Genomic DNA, 13560 nt, shown 5'->3' with positions numbered 1-13560 from the left:
CTTAAACCCCTCCTTGCAGTTTATCGGTGCTGACCCTGTTCGTTAGCAGGTCGTCCATCAGTCCGCGTTTGATGTCCTCCAGTTTTCTCAGCCGCTCCCACTCGGCGGTCAGCCGCTCGTCTGCCGCGGTGAGGATTTCAATTATCCTATCCTGCTCGTCGAGACTTGGCACTCGGACTTGGTATTTCTTCGCTATGCTCCAACTGGTTCTGGGCATTTTCGTCCCAAAAGTCTGTGAGTTGTTATATTCGACGAACTCATTAGACGAGACGATATAGTACAAATATTTACTACGAACTTTCGGCTTTATCTTGAATACCAAGAACTCGCTTGAACACAGCCCGTCCATATCTGCAAGCCAGTATTTTCGCAGATATGGACGCAGTTTAGCGAACAGCAAATCTCCAGCTTTGAACACAATCTTATCGCTTGACATTGAATCAAATGAGCGAGATATTACCTTGCCTGAACCGCTTTCAATGCAATCCATATTCAAACAGACGCTTTCCGCAGTTGCACGTTCTTTACGGGTTATGCTATCAGCCAAGTCAGCAAATAAGGTCAATTCACCCTTGCCAAGCAAATCCTGCATAAGCCCCTGCTTCACGGCGGCATACTTCTCCACCAGAGCGCGGCTTGCGACGATGGCTTCGTCAGCGGCGGCGAGAACGGCGGCAATACGACGTTGTTCATCGAGGTCAGGAATCGTAACGTATAGCTTTTTCAGCATGGAGAAGTAGACATAGGTCCTACTCAAACCTTGCTGATTGAAGAAGGCAAACTTCTTAAACTCGCTCCCGTAGTTCAGTATCGTCCGCAAGAAATAGTCATCTATGTTTCGGGTTGTAAACACAGGGTAAAGCGTACTCACAATACCTTTTTCGACGATATTATTGATGTTAAAGCGGAACACGACATCGTCACTCATGTGCCGGTAGGTGAAATATCCATATGGCACGACGTTGTAGCCTGTATTGTCCTTGCTTGCAACGACACGGTTGTAGTAATCAGTCTGCAAGAAAATACCTTCTCGTGACGATGTCAGCACAGGGTATTGATTATTCTGTGTTGTTTTCTCCGTATGCTCAACCAGATAGTTGCCAAGTTGAACACATTTCCACTCACCCATAGTATCCCAACTCCCTTAAAAAGCCGTCCAGCTTATCCTCGGCGGCGGCGCGTGTGTCGGTTAGCTGTTCCGCTGATTTAGCGTACTTCTCCCAGAGGTGATGCACGGCTTTGACCGTCTTGTCGAGCTCGGCTTTCAAGTATTTATCCAGCTCGGCAACAAACCCCTCCCGTAGAAGTTCCATCACGAGTATTTCACATTGATCGGCGGTCAGTTCCTTACGGATGGCGTCTATTTTCTCCTGCAGTTCAGTCTGCGCTTTTTTCAGAGCTTTGTTTGCCTTGCTCTTCTCGGACTTCAAGTCCTTTATTTTCTTGAGGGATGCCTTCGCTTCCTCTGTCCCCAGAGTCTTTAGGTATTTTTCAACGTCCGAAACCTTGACATCCTTGGCTTCGTCTGCCTCCTCGCCCTCGGAATCGTCGTCGCCCTCACCCATGTCGATGCTCTCAGCGTAGCTTTGCAGTTCGGCGGCGGCGTTCTCCGCATCGCGCTCCAAAACTTTAAGGCCATCCAATTCGGCGGCAAAGTGTTCCTTGGCTATTTTCTCGTCGGAAACAAGCGCAGCGACAAAACCCTCCGCGGTGATGGTCTTAAACACATTCTTGACGGAGATGACCTCTTTGACGGTCACCTTAGTGTTACTGTCGCCGTCCGACTCGATTTCAGTAGATTCCCGCACGGTATAGCTGTGTTCCCACCAGTTGGCGAACACACCGATGCATTGGAATCTGTCCAACACACCGAGTGGTTCAAGCATCTCACGCAGTTGTTCGGTGTACTTCCGCTTGAATTCGTATACCTGCACCGTCTTGCCAATTTGTGAGATTTCGGCGGCGGCCTTCACCCACCAGCTGTTAGCGGCTTCGGTAACTTTACTGTTGGCGGCGGTCACGCCCGCGTTCGATTGTATGGCTTCCTTAATAGCGACTTTGTCGGCGTGAACAAAGTCAGCGTAGCCGTCTCCACGGTCGTTGAAGAGATCGCTTTCGGCGATGCCGTACTTAGTGACCAGACCGTTCAGGGCAGTTATTTCCGCACTTGGAACACCGCCAAAAAGGTGCGCCTTCACATCGTGTGGTTCAGCGGGCGGGGTATTATCAACATAGCGGCGAATGTTCAGGTTGCAGTCGTTGCCGTTCTCGTCGGTGATTTCGCTTATCGGCACAACGCGGGAATAGCCCGGCACTTCGAGAAAGTTGTCAAAGACGTAGACAATCTTCTCAATGTCCTCCGGGCGAAGATAGTTCTGATTGCGTCCTTCGCCGTACTCAGCATCGGCGTTTATGATGAAGACGCTGCCCTCCAGTTGCTTTGGCTTCTTTTTGTTTATCACAAGCAGACACGCCGTAATGCTCGTGCCGTAGAAAAGATTCGGCGGCAAACCAATGACCGCCTGCACAATATCTTGCTTGTCAGTCAGGATTCCTTTGCGGATACGCTGTTCCGAGCCACCACGGAATAGTACGCCGTGAGGCATAACCGTTATCATTACTCCGTCGTCTTTGGTGGACGCTATCATGTGTTCCACGAACATCAGGTCGGCTTTTTTGCCCGTTTCGGGCGCGAAGCCGTACTGGAAACGATTCGGCAGTTTCATTCCCGCTTGGGAGTAGTTCTGCGAGAACGGCGGATTTGCGATGACGCGGTCGAACTGGCGCGTAAGGGACGGGTCTTTTTCGTCCGTCCAATGCGGCTCACCTATTGTGTCACCGTGTTGAATATCCGGATCCTTTATGTCGTGCATTATCATATTCATCTTGCAGATAGACCACACGGAAGCCGCGTCGTCCTGCCCGAATAGCGATAAGTCGTCGGCTCGGCCGCCGTTTTCCTCGACATACTGCTTGCTGTGAATCAGCATACCACCGGAGCCAACCGTCGGGTCATAAACGCGATTACCCGCCACCGGTTTAATCAGGCGCACCATGAGTTGCACCACCGGAGAGGGGGTATAGAATTCTCCGCCCTTTTTACCCGCGCTGTCGGCGAAGTTTTTAATCATGTATTCGTATGCCGCGCCTAATAGGTCGGGGAATACGAAGTCCTCATTTGTCAGACGATATTTGTTGAAGTGGCCTACTAGCTTAATCAGCTTCGCGTCGTTGATTATCTGCTTGGATTTTACTTTTTTGCCGAAATCTATATTTGAAAGCACACCCTCAAGTGTAGGGTTGCTCTTTTCAATCTTCGTAAGGGCGCGCTTAAGCTTGGAAGCAACCTCCGTTTTAAGGTGCAGGATGCCCGACCACTTTTCGGGCTTTGCCGCTGTGCCAAGTTCGTGTTCCTCGCACGTCCAGCGCGCCTCCCACGGCACAAAGAACACGTTTCCGTAGTTGGCGGGTTCCTCAAGTTCCCGCGCCACACGTTCCGCCGACCAACCCCGTGCCTCGAAATTTGCTTTGAGTTCAGCCCTCTTCACGGCGAAGTTATCCGACAGACGTTTTAGGAACAGCATACCGAAGATGTATTCTTTGAACTCGGACGCATCCATCTTGCCGCGCAGAATGTCCGCCGCTTTCAGCAGGTGGTTTTCGAGTTGGGAAATAGTTAGCTTTGCCATTGTATCGTTCTCCTTTAACTCAGCAGTATGAGTATCTCGGCACTTAGCGCCGACACACTCTGGATGTGAGTCTTTCCATATTTGCTAAGGACGGTTTTGATGACCTCCTTGTGTTTGTCTGCCATAGCCTTAGCGGTTTCTGTCTGTGTGATTATCTGCATATCGTCCTCCTCATAAATCGTTATGCTATCGGCAAGGGCAATTCCCAGTTCCTTGTACTTTATGCTCTTGCCTAATAAAGCCACTATGTATGCCCAATATTCATAGTCAGCATAGTCCTCGTACTGCGAGGGCAGAAAATCAAGCGGCGGCTTAAACATAGCGGCGTCCGGGTTATTAGCCTTCCATATATAATTGTAGAAGTTGCGGCTCAGCAAACCTTCGACCTCGTAACTGCCACACGGCAGTCGCTTTAGTTCGTCGAGTCGCTTGTATGCCGCGTCCTCGGAAATATTGCAGATCTCCATGATGCCAAAAGCACTCTCGCAGGCGTCAATCTTCCGAATCACTGTCGATGGAGACAGGAAAGCCGACGCAAAGAAGTGTGCCTCTACTTCAAGCACCCCATATTCTTCATCCGTCAACCCAACGCGCTCCTCGCCGCCTGCTCCTCGAAGGAATGATGTTAGCGTAAACTCAACGAAGTGACCAAGAAAGATGTGTCCGAGTTCGTGAGCTATCGTCCAGCGGATACGTCGTTCGTTGCCGATGCGATCGTCATAGACCACGAGGTATTCCTTATCGCCACGGTACTTGTGCGTTTCTCCGTCAATACGGTCGCTGCTGCTTCTGCGCGTCAAATCTCGAGGAAAGCGTTCTGCGCATTCCGCCTATCGAAGTTAAAAGGGTCGGCACAGGCAGTGTTCTCCTTCAGCTCTGTATAAGACACGATGTGGATTTCAGGGTAATACTCACTAATTAGAAACGGGTCAATCGGGAGAGTGGTAGCCCCGATCTCAGCAAGAACTTCATACGCACGTCTAACCGCAAACGCAAAACGCGGTTTACTTGGTATCGTCCTTTTTCTTGACATAGTTAAAAAACATCTCCATTTGCTCGACCAGCCGGTCGTAATCGCTGTCGTCCATATCGCTACTACGAGCCAGCCCGTCAATTATCTTCTGGGCCGTCTGCTGCTGCTTCTCTGTTTTAAGGTCGGGGAAAACACGCTCAATCATCGGGATGTCGCCGTCGTCGCTCTTGTAACCCGCAGCGAGCAGTAAGTCATCCTTCGGAATGCCGAGGGCTTCCGCAAGCGCATTCAAAACAGGTACTGACGGATTAGTGCGTTCGCCTGTTTCAATGCGGTGGACTTCTGAATGGCTTATGCCGGCCTTCTCTGCCAAAGCCCGCTTTGACCAGCCTTTACCGAGCCTTCTGTCCTTTATTGTTTCGCCAAGAGAATCCATGGTTGACACCTCCATTTTGTATTATAGTATAGGTGTAACCTATTGGCAACATATTTATGCATAATGCTTTCAAGAGTCTACTTATGATTTGACAATGTATGTAACCCAAGGGATACAATATTTTTTAATATTGACATTAAGATCAGCACTGGGTACAATATCCATGTTCCCTATTGTCTACGCTATATTGAAGAGTGTTTACTAATGACACCTAACAGGGGCTACATTACGAAACTGGTGAACGAGCGCGGATGGTCTGATAGCGAACTGGCGAGGCAGATGGGCATATCCTGTGCCGAAGCCCAACTGGTTTATGAAGGGGCAGCTCAGCGGCGGCAAGAAGCTGATGAGCGGTCTATTGAGGGCGTTCCCAAACGAAACAATAGAAACGCTTTTTGTTTTACCCACTGTGTCACCTATCGTCAATACTGTTGTTGACAGTAAAACCGAAACAATACAACAGATTGTACTCGTTCCGGTCAAAAACCTCAACATGCCCTTGTCGATATAAACGAATAAGAGAGCAAGTCACCCTGAGCGAAATAGCTACAGGGTGACCTGCTCCCTTTTTTTATTGTTCTTCTTCGCCTACAATTTCTGCGTCTATTATGATTGCATCACTCGCAACAATAGCTTTTATGCGGTTTTCTTTTTCCAATAAATATCTTTTGTGGTAGAAAACATCTGCGTAGTTCAATACTCTCTGCATTTGAGCCGCATCAATTAGTGCTCCAAATAGTGCCGAAAAATACGGGACTACTTTACCCGCAGTCTTCAATGTTAGCTTGCGACCGATTTGTTCAAAAGCTTCCCGGAAAAGACTATTTTCCAATCCTTTCGCTCCTGCTTTTTCAAGAGCTTTCTGAGCAGATTTGTTTGCCAGCGCTCTCATCTGTGCTAACAACAGCGTTACCCCACCCCGTGCCGCCATATCAGACCATGTTTTCTTAGCTGTCTGCTTAACTACCTCTGCTTTACTCATCAGCATAATTTTTACGAGGATACTTGATACTTCGTTGTTTACATCGTTTTGTGCAGGGCATAAAGCATTTGTAAACACTTCGCTTGCAATTACTAATTCAGAACCATCGTTTTTAACATCATATCCGTAAAACATTGCAATTGATTGCACGGCACGAAAATACAGGAAAGTACTAAGCACCATGTTGAATGGTAATCCCCAAAAACCAAATGCTCCAGTTGCTCCGCCTTCCACAAGCGCTGCAACGGTATCTTGGCTCTTGTAGGCATTGACTAACTTTGCTAGGCTATAGCTTCTCGCAAAGCAAACTTCACTTAATTCAATTATCTCATAATCTGAAACAACTGTGTTGACCTTTTGCAAAATCGTCTTTTCGCTTATCGAAAATTTAGCCGCCTGTTCCTCTACTACCTTGAATCCTGTTGTGATTAACTCCATGGCTTGTTGATACAACTCTTGTGCGGAAATATTCGCAGCAATCTCCGCTCCCAGGGATTTAATATTCTTGGGAATGAGTTCCCCAGCTTTTGTACTTATTTGAGCAATTTTACTTGGTTTAATCAGTTTATTATAACGTTCTGTTAAAGCATCGAGCAAAGCTGCCTCTTTTTCATCTATAATCGGAACAGGTGCATATGGCCGTTTTATTTCATCCATTTTGCCATCTCCCTTTAGGCGTTCTATAGTACAGGCTGTAAATTTTTCGAAGGAGTTCTCGCCATTTTCCCACGTTCACCCAAAAAACCGCTCATAACGTCTATAACTAACATTTCCTCATTCCATCGTGAATTATTTCCCTTCTTATGTTCATAGTGTTAACCAGCTTACATTCTTCTTTGCCCGCATAAAACTGCAATCTAGGAGGCAAAAGGGCTCAGGCGTCGGTGATTTCTTTTGGCATGGTAAGTTTCTCCTTTAAATATACCATAATCATTCTCAGTGCGTCCTCAAATATCTAACGAGCACCCAGATAAGCCATAAACCGCCTGTCAAGATTGTCATGATGAAGTCGAATAAGATGCTTAGCCCGCTTTGTCTTCTCATACTTACCTCCTCCTTTTTCCTTTCTAATAGTTGTCCTTTATGTCGAGGTACGCCTGCAAGCGCCGAATATACAATATAAATACCGAGCACTATACAGGAGAACCTTACACGGTCTTTGACGGAAGAGTACCGCATATTTGCCCTGTGTATGCGGAGACCCGACTACTGTCTCTAATATATCCTGTGTAAATTCTGCGACAATCTATCTTCACCACAATAAATTCCCAATTTTCGGCTGTAAGGCTGCCAATTTCAGATCTTACATCCAATCCGACCACACAATCTTGGTTTTTTCAAATAACATCTAAATCGACCGCTCGCCAACCACTGACATCTAAATCGCTCTGTCACTGGGTTTAGGCCATGTCTCGATATGTTCCCACGAAGCAAAAATCACTTTTATGCAATCCAATTTATTCAAAAAAAAAACAAAAAAGGCTTATTTTAAGCCTTTTCCGTACACCTACTGTTCCACCCTCGTTATCAACAACGACTGTCTCAACGTGATAACTTTACTGAAACATATCAATAAGATATTCTATCGTTTCCTAATACCTTTTAAAGATACCTATACTTTTAACGAAAGGCTGATTCACCCTCAAGGTGGGTGCATCATTTAACGATTGTGTGTCGAAAACACTAAAGCACCGTCTTAGGCGATACTTATTTTACCTAAGAAATGCAGAAAAACCCAGCAACTGGGCTTTCTATGTTTATACATTGTATCAATAGGTGAGTGCTTTCTTGGCGATGCCGAGGGGATGTATAACTCCTAATTCAGTCTGAGAGAACTGTTCCTGTCTACTTAATAGAGCTAGTTCACTTTTTGATTTAGGGTTAAAATAACAAATCAATACTCTATCATACTATTCTTCGAAAATATCAGTATTTATACAATCCCCACATATTTTTATCGAATTCTTTAAGTTCAACATCGTTCATATTCCCTATCTCAATTATAGCGAGGGTGTTCCCATAGCGATCAAAGCATTCATAATTTTCCAGTAAATATTGGTCAATGCTTCTCCTTATATTATCGATTCTATTTCCATTAATACAACCACCTACTGTATATCTTATGTCAAGTTTCGGTATATTAATCTCCCGATAGGACTCATAATAATCCACACGCCAGTCAGGGTGTTCTACATATTCTGGTCTTTGCATATAATTTACCTTATATTCGACTACTATCACAGGATAAGTCACAACATAATAAACGGATATTAATTCACCTACTTCATTCTCGATAAAATAGCCAAAATTAATGTCATCGACAGCATATTCAATTTTTTTAATCCCTTTCCCCTCTGCATTCTCAACTGCATACTCAATAACTTGATTGTCATTATTTAGGACTTTTAGCTTTGTTATCATGGCAACATCACTCCTTTTCGTTTTGGAAATATATTCGTGTTTCCCTAAGACATACAATAAAATTTGATTCCCACGAAAATCAAGTTGAATTTTATCTTTTTGTAAATTAATTTTTTGATAAGAGTTTACGAAATGCAGAAAGCACGATTGGTACTTTCCCCTTCCTCTGAGCACTCCGGAAAGTCTTTTAGGACGGATTAGCTATTGGGTTAAATACCTTAAAAGTTGTATTGGAGAATTAATTAAAAGGCGCCAGGTAAATTATTTCATGCCTATGAGCCTGTTAAATCATCTTTACTGTTTCCAGCCCACTATCACACTTTAACTTCCTTTAGAAGGCGGTTAGAAGGCTGTAGATGCAAGTGTCCTTCCTATAAGGACAACAAAAAATACCCAATCTTTTTAAAGTGAATGAGTATTTTGCATAATTATAATTAGCAGTTTTACATACTTGGTCTCTAGCAACTTTTTTTAATGAGCTTATTTGTTTTATTCTACCGATCTTTATTACTATCTATTTTCTTCTTTTTATCTTTTGTTTTAATTTAGATTATTACAGATTCATTTAAGTTTGATGAATCAACCTATTGTATTCTCTATTGTTTTATTGTGCCTTGTTGCCTGACGACTCCATTAGCCGTATATAATCGTAAAATAACCATCTACGTCTAAAAGCCCTCAATTATGACGATTTTTCCAACACATCTCCATCTGATTGCGTTTTTCTCCGTTATATATATATATCTGACGATTACATACTAAAGACGATAGGTTTTTTAAAACGACAGAGGGTCTAAAATCGTGTCTCAATGTTGTCTGCCTATTTGTCTGCCTGTGCCTTTCGGACCTATTGATACATGCGGATACTATTGGATTCTTACATATGTATAGAAAGGTAATGTACAGCCTCTTGATTGTAAAACAAAAGCCCTGAAATCCGCTTATAACAAGGATTCCAGGGCTTTTTGGAATTTACATATGGTGGGTTTGAGAGGACTCGAACCTCCGACCCCCGCGATGTCAACGCGGTACTCTAACCAGCTGAGCTACAAACCCATAATGGTGCCGATGACCGGAATCGAACCGGTACGGGCTATTAACCCGCGGGATTTTAAGTCCCGTGCGTCTGCCAGTTCCGCCACATCGGCAAAATATTTGGAGGCGGCACCCAGATTTGAACTGGGGATAAAGGTTTTGCAGACCTCTGCCTTACCACTTGGCTATGCCGCCAACTTTAACAAATGGAGCGGGTGACGAGATTCGAACTCGCGACTTTCACCTTGGCAAGGTGACACTCTACCACTGAGTTACACCCGCATAAATGGTGCCTCAGGACGGAATCGAACCGCCGACACGAGGATTTTCAGTCCTCTGCTCTACCGACTGAGCTACCGAGGCATAAAATAAATGGCGACCCCGATCGGAATTGAACCGACGATCTCCTGCGTGACAGGCAGGCATGTTAACCGCTACACCACGGGGCCACTTTCAATCGCAAATTAGTTGGTGGGCGATGACAGGTTCGAACTGCCGACATCCTGCTTGTAAGGCAGGCGCTCTACCAGCTGAGCTAATCACCCGGGGCGACTGACGAATATCAGTATACACAAAAAAGTGCTCCGTGTCAAAACATTTTTTAAAAAAAATGTTCCTCTGTCGTTAAAACCATAAAATGGTATATTTAAAACTAACTTGTGGATACTTTTTTTTGTTTAACAACATCTTCAATATTAATAGAACGTGTATGCTTAGTATGTGACCATTGTTTATCCTTCCGATTAATGAATCCCAAAAAAACAATAGGAATCCAACTATAGATAAAAATAGGATACAAAATCAGGCCTACATAGGCTTTCCAAGGTATTCGGTCCAGAGCTAAAGCTGCAACAGGATACAGATATTGAATTGAGGATAATATTTGCCACCCTGTCCAAGGCATAACTAAGGTGAAGACATGAGTATAACTTGACTGCAAGGCGGAAATAAAGTTTGTCATCATAAAAAATGTTGCAATCATTACAAGAGCAGGCTGAAAGAGATGTATTGCAGCATCAAAATACATGATTTTTCTTTCGCGTATACCTTTAAGTATCAGGGGAAAGAAGTATCTTCCCGCTACATCTACTTGCCCCTGAGCCCAACGTTTTCTTTGGTACCAAGACTGCATAAAGGTTAAAGGCTTTTCATCGTAAACGACAGCATCGTGAGCCCAAGTTGTTTTAATACCGTGTGTTAAAGCCTTCATGCTGAATTCAAGATCTTCTGTCAGAGACGTAGCTCCCCATCCAAATTCTCTCAAAACATCGGTTGAGATGCACATGCCTGTCCCGCCAAGAACGTTGGAAAGCCGCCCCGTATTGTATCTTGCGAGTTGCAGCAATCTGTTTGTAACCCAAAAGGCTATAGAGAATGTATTTGTTACCCATGTATCCATTGGATTCTTTGAATCTAAGTAACATTGAACTATTTTATGTCCCTGACAAAGTTTGCTGTTCATTTCAAAGAGAAAATTATTTTTTACTAAATTATCAGCATCGAAAATTACGATTGCATCATATTGGCGCTCCATTTTGAAAAGGCGATGGAACATCCATTCGAGCGCGTAACCTTTACCACGTTTTTCAGTATTAAAACGTCTATGAACAATGGCTCCCGCATTCCGAGCTATTAATGCAGTCTTATCCGTGCAATTATCAGCTACTACAAAAATATCAAAGAGCTTTTTGGGATAATCCAGCATCCTTAGATTCTCTACAAGCGGTCCGATGACAGCTTCCTCATTATGAGCAGCAACAACAACGGCAAAACTTTTCTCAGGCGTTAGAATCTTATCCTCTCGTCTCCTAAACAGTCCAAACAAAGACAAAATAAAATAATAAAAGGTCAAAAAAATAATAATAACTTGGACCGGAATCATAATAACGTTAAATAACTGTGTGACCGAAAGCCCAGAGAACAAATCCACCTATCTGACCCCCTTCTGACCAATAAATTCTAACATAGGATTTTGACCTATGCAAGAATAGTTGCCAAGAACTTTATCCACTTTATTTATTTATTACATTTATTTTCCACAATTACGTCTTAGAACTATAATTTTTTATTATCGTCATGTTTAGTTTCGGCCTATTATTTTAAAAATAATAAAGGCTATTAATGACCCACTAAATATCATGAATGTTAAAGCAGCTTTTATACCAAAACTAATCGATTGCCAATATACATCCCCAATCCTACGCCCAGATATCCAGGGAACATAATCCCGAAAGATTTGAGCTGCCCCATTACCTAAAATAAACAACAAAATAATAGCAGATGCTACAAGTAGTATACCCGATATACCTGTCGGTGTATCCAACCTAAATCGTCGAATTATGTCTCTTTTCCACCAGTAGAATTCTATGTATAGTATACCAATCCATCTTCGCCACATATTCATCACCTCAATTCTACTTTATGAGGTGCTTTATAATAAGATCAACATTTATACAAATAAGTTTAAATTCCTTTCAAGATGGTTAAAATCCCCATCAAGGAGGTGGTTAATATGCCAATTCCATCAGAGGATGGTAAATTTATTCACTGTTCTTATTGTAATCAAAGGTTTCGCTTTGGTTATGAAGCTGAAAAGCATGAAAAAGAGATTCATGCTGATCAATTATCAACCTAGGAATTCAGAGCAACTAGTTTTACTTACATTTAATCTCGATAACCAGTAAAGTAATTGCGAATAACTCAAGCCCTGAAAATTATATTTCGAAAGGCTTAACGTTGAAGTACGAGCTGCATTATTCAAACATGTATTTCCACACTAATTTTTTTGGTACAAAAGACTATCTCAGATGAGGTAGTCTTTTAATTATCATGTCGCTCTGGCTTCTACTTTCAGAAAGCCTATACATTCCTTGTAGAAGGTCTCTATCGAATATAATGGTGCAGATCCAATTTTGTAGATCTACTGACTTACAAAGCGACAACTTTATGTGCGCCTATAAGGTTTTCACCGTTGACCCAGTGACAATTACTCACCTGCCATGTGTCGTTCCTCAAAAAGAAGGTCAAATGTCATGTTATTACACTCTCCTGCAGCGTGACGAAAACCACGAAAGCCTCCAGTGGAGGGTTTCGCCGAGCCACCAACCCTAGAGATTCACTTCGTGGCGAAGTACGAGCTTATCGCCACATTGCGTCCCGCAACGCATTCTCCTGCAATGTGGATCGAACACGATAAGCGGACGAGCTTATCGCCACACTGCGTCCAGTGACGCCTTCTCCTGCAGTGTGGGACCCAATATCTTTCACTTCTTTCATGAAACACAAACAGACTACCATTATGGCAGTCTGTTGCTTGTTTTACCTGGCGATGACCTACTTTCCCAGGGGCCTGCGCCCCAAGTATTATCGGCCCTGGAGGTCTTAACTTCCGTGTTCGGTATGGAAACGGGTGGAACCCCTCCGGCATGATCACCAGATCTCTGAGATTCAGTTGTCCTTTTCGAACTCTGTTCTCTCAAAACTACATAGAGTCTCTTTCTAGCTTCGTCTTCTCGGAACCATTTGAGCCACGTTCCCTTTGCTTTGTATCTTTTTAGGTCAAGCCCTCGACCGATTAGTACCGGTCAGCTCCACACCTCACGGTGCTTCCACATCCGGCCTATCAACCTGATCTTCCTTCAGGGGTCTTACCGAGCTTTCACTCGTGGGAAATCTCATCTTGAGGCCGGTTTCGCGCTTAGATGCTTTCAGCGCTTATCCGATCCGAATATAGCCACCCAGCTGTGCCTCTGGCGAGACAACTGGTACACCAGTGATTCGTCCATCCCGGTCCTCTCGTACTAGGGACAGATCCTCTCAAATTTCCTGCGCCTGCGACGGATAGGGACCGAACTGTCTCACGACGTTCTGAACCCAGCTCACGTACCGCTTTAATGGGCGAACAGCCCAACCCTTGGGACCTACTACAGCCCCAGGATGCGATGAGCCGACATCGAGGTGCCAAACCTCCCCGTCGATATGGACTCTTGGGGGAGATAAGCCTGTTATCCCCAGGGTAGCTTTT

General features: G+C 44.2%; 11 protein-coding genes, 7 tRNA genes and 2 rRNA genes. 3 read left to right on the top strand and 17 right to left on the bottom strand.

The features are described 5' to 3' along the window. Position 1: 1 nt before the first annotated feature. The 3 genes from DEAC_RS23700 to DEAC_RS22450 are packed head-to-tail and all read right to left on the bottom strand — an operon-like array spanning position 2 to position 4417. Entirely contained in the window at positions 2–1129 is a 1128-nt protein-coding gene (locus tag DEAC_RS23700) for a restriction endonuclease subunit S (protein WP_161796485.1), read from the bottom strand. Further along, positions 1122–3689, bottom strand: coding sequence for a type I restriction-modification system subunit M (locus DEAC_RS20510; RefSeq protein WP_047811956.1), 2568 nt, complete (start codon positions 3687–3689; stop codon positions 1122–1124). The genes DEAC_RS23700 and DEAC_RS20510 overlap by 8 nt, the downstream gene beginning before the upstream one ends. 14 nt (positions 3690–3703) lie before the next feature. After that, a complete protein-coding gene (locus DEAC_RS22450) occupies positions 3704–4417 on the bottom strand; it encodes an ImmA/IrrE family metallo-endopeptidase (RefSeq protein WP_242847233.1) in 714 nt (237 codons plus the stop codon). Between DEAC_RS22450 and DEAC_RS24365 the strand changes: the two genes are divergently transcribed. Continuing rightward, a complete protein-coding gene (locus DEAC_RS24365) occupies positions 4334–4573 on the top strand; it encodes a hypothetical protein (RefSeq protein ID WP_242847234.1) in 240 nt (79 codons plus the stop codon). The two genes, DEAC_RS22450 and DEAC_RS24365, sit on opposite strands and share 84 nt — an antisense overlap. A gap of 120 nt (positions 4574–4693) precedes the next feature. Here the strand turns inward: DEAC_RS24365 and DEAC_RS22445 are convergent, their stop codons facing one another. After that, complete coding sequence (locus DEAC_RS22445) at positions 4694–5098, bottom strand: helix-turn-helix domain-containing protein (protein WP_053006549.1); 405 nt, start codon at positions 5096–5098, stop codon at positions 4694–4696. Positions 5099–5302: 204 nt separating this feature from the next. On the opposite strand from DEAC_RS22445, the gene DEAC_RS20490 reads away from it, so the two are divergent. Further along, a complete protein-coding gene (locus DEAC_RS20490) occupies positions 5303–5536 on the top strand; it encodes a hypothetical protein (RefSeq protein WP_047811954.1) in 234 nt (77 codons plus the stop codon). A gap of 133 nt (positions 5537–5669) precedes the next feature. Here DEAC_RS20490 and DEAC_RS20485 read toward each other — a convergent pair whose 3' ends face one another. The 11 genes from DEAC_RS20485 to DEAC_RS20435 all read right to left on the bottom strand — a co-directional run bounded on the left by DEAC_RS20485 (position 5670) and on the right by DEAC_RS20435 (position 11859). After that, entirely contained in the window at positions 5670–6737 is a 1068-nt protein-coding gene (locus DEAC_RS20485; RefSeq protein WP_053006548.1) for an EcsC family protein, read from the bottom strand. Positions 6738–8006: 1269 nt separating this feature from the next. Further along, a complete protein-coding gene (locus DEAC_RS20480; protein WP_152671456.1) occupies positions 8007–8501 on the bottom strand; it encodes a hypothetical protein in 495 nt (164 codons plus the stop codon). 979 nt (positions 8502–9480) lie between these two features. Further along, positions 9481–9557, bottom strand: a tRNA-Val gene (locus DEAC_RS20475). 4 nt (positions 9558–9561) lie between these two features. Continuing rightward, positions 9562–9649 (bottom strand) — tRNA-Leu (locus tag DEAC_RS20470). Between the two features lie 8 nt (positions 9650–9657). Beyond that, a tRNA-Cys gene (locus DEAC_RS20465) sits at positions 9658–9731 on the bottom strand. Between the two features lie 12 nt (positions 9732–9743). Then, positions 9744–9818: transfer RNA gene (locus DEAC_RS20460), tRNA-Gly, on the bottom strand. Between the two features lie 5 nt (positions 9819–9823). Then, a tRNA-Phe gene (locus DEAC_RS20455) sits at positions 9824–9899 on the bottom strand. A gap of 10 nt (positions 9900–9909) precedes the next feature. Continuing rightward, positions 9910–9985: transfer RNA gene (locus DEAC_RS20450), tRNA-Asp, on the bottom strand. Between the two features lie 20 nt (positions 9986–10005). Continuing rightward, positions 10006–10081, bottom strand: a tRNA-Val gene (locus DEAC_RS20445). A 107-nt stretch (positions 10082–10188) separates the two neighbouring features. After that, positions 10189–11418 (bottom strand): glycosyltransferase family 2 protein, encoded by a 1230-nt coding sequence (locus DEAC_RS20440; protein WP_427846286.1) that lies wholly within the window; start codon positions 11416–11418, stop codon positions 10189–10191. Between the two features lie 198 nt (positions 11419–11616). After that, positions 11617–11859, bottom strand: coding sequence for a hypothetical protein (locus tag DEAC_RS20435; RefSeq protein WP_242847232.1), 243 nt, complete (start codon positions 11857–11859; stop codon positions 11617–11619). 189 nt (positions 11860–12048) lie between these two features. On the opposite strand from DEAC_RS20435, the gene DEAC_RS24660 reads away from it, so the two are divergent. Then, on the top strand, positions 12049–12171 hold the full coding sequence (locus tag DEAC_RS24660; protein ID WP_282434470.1) for a hypothetical protein: 123 nt from the start codon (positions 12049–12051) through the stop codon (positions 12169–12171). Positions 12172–12856: 685 nt separating this feature from the next. On the opposite strand, the gene rrf is transcribed toward DEAC_RS24660, so the two are convergent. Both rrf and DEAC_RS20425 read right to left on the bottom strand, forming a co-directional pair. Next, positions 12857–12973 (bottom strand): 5S ribosomal RNA (gene rrf, locus DEAC_RS20430). A gap of 117 nt (positions 12974–13090) precedes the next feature. After that, a 23S ribosomal RNA gene (locus DEAC_RS20425) occupies positions 13091–13560 on the bottom strand; the annotation flags it as partial.

Origin of the sequence: Desulfosporosinus acididurans (assembly GCF_001029285.1) — a bacterium.
GTDB lineage: Bacteria > Bacillota > Desulfitobacteriia > Desulfitobacteriales > Desulfitobacteriaceae > Desulfosporosinus > Desulfosporosinus acididurans.
Note: the sequence above shows the minus strand (reverse complement) of the source record. Positions and strands in the feature narration are given on the sequence as shown.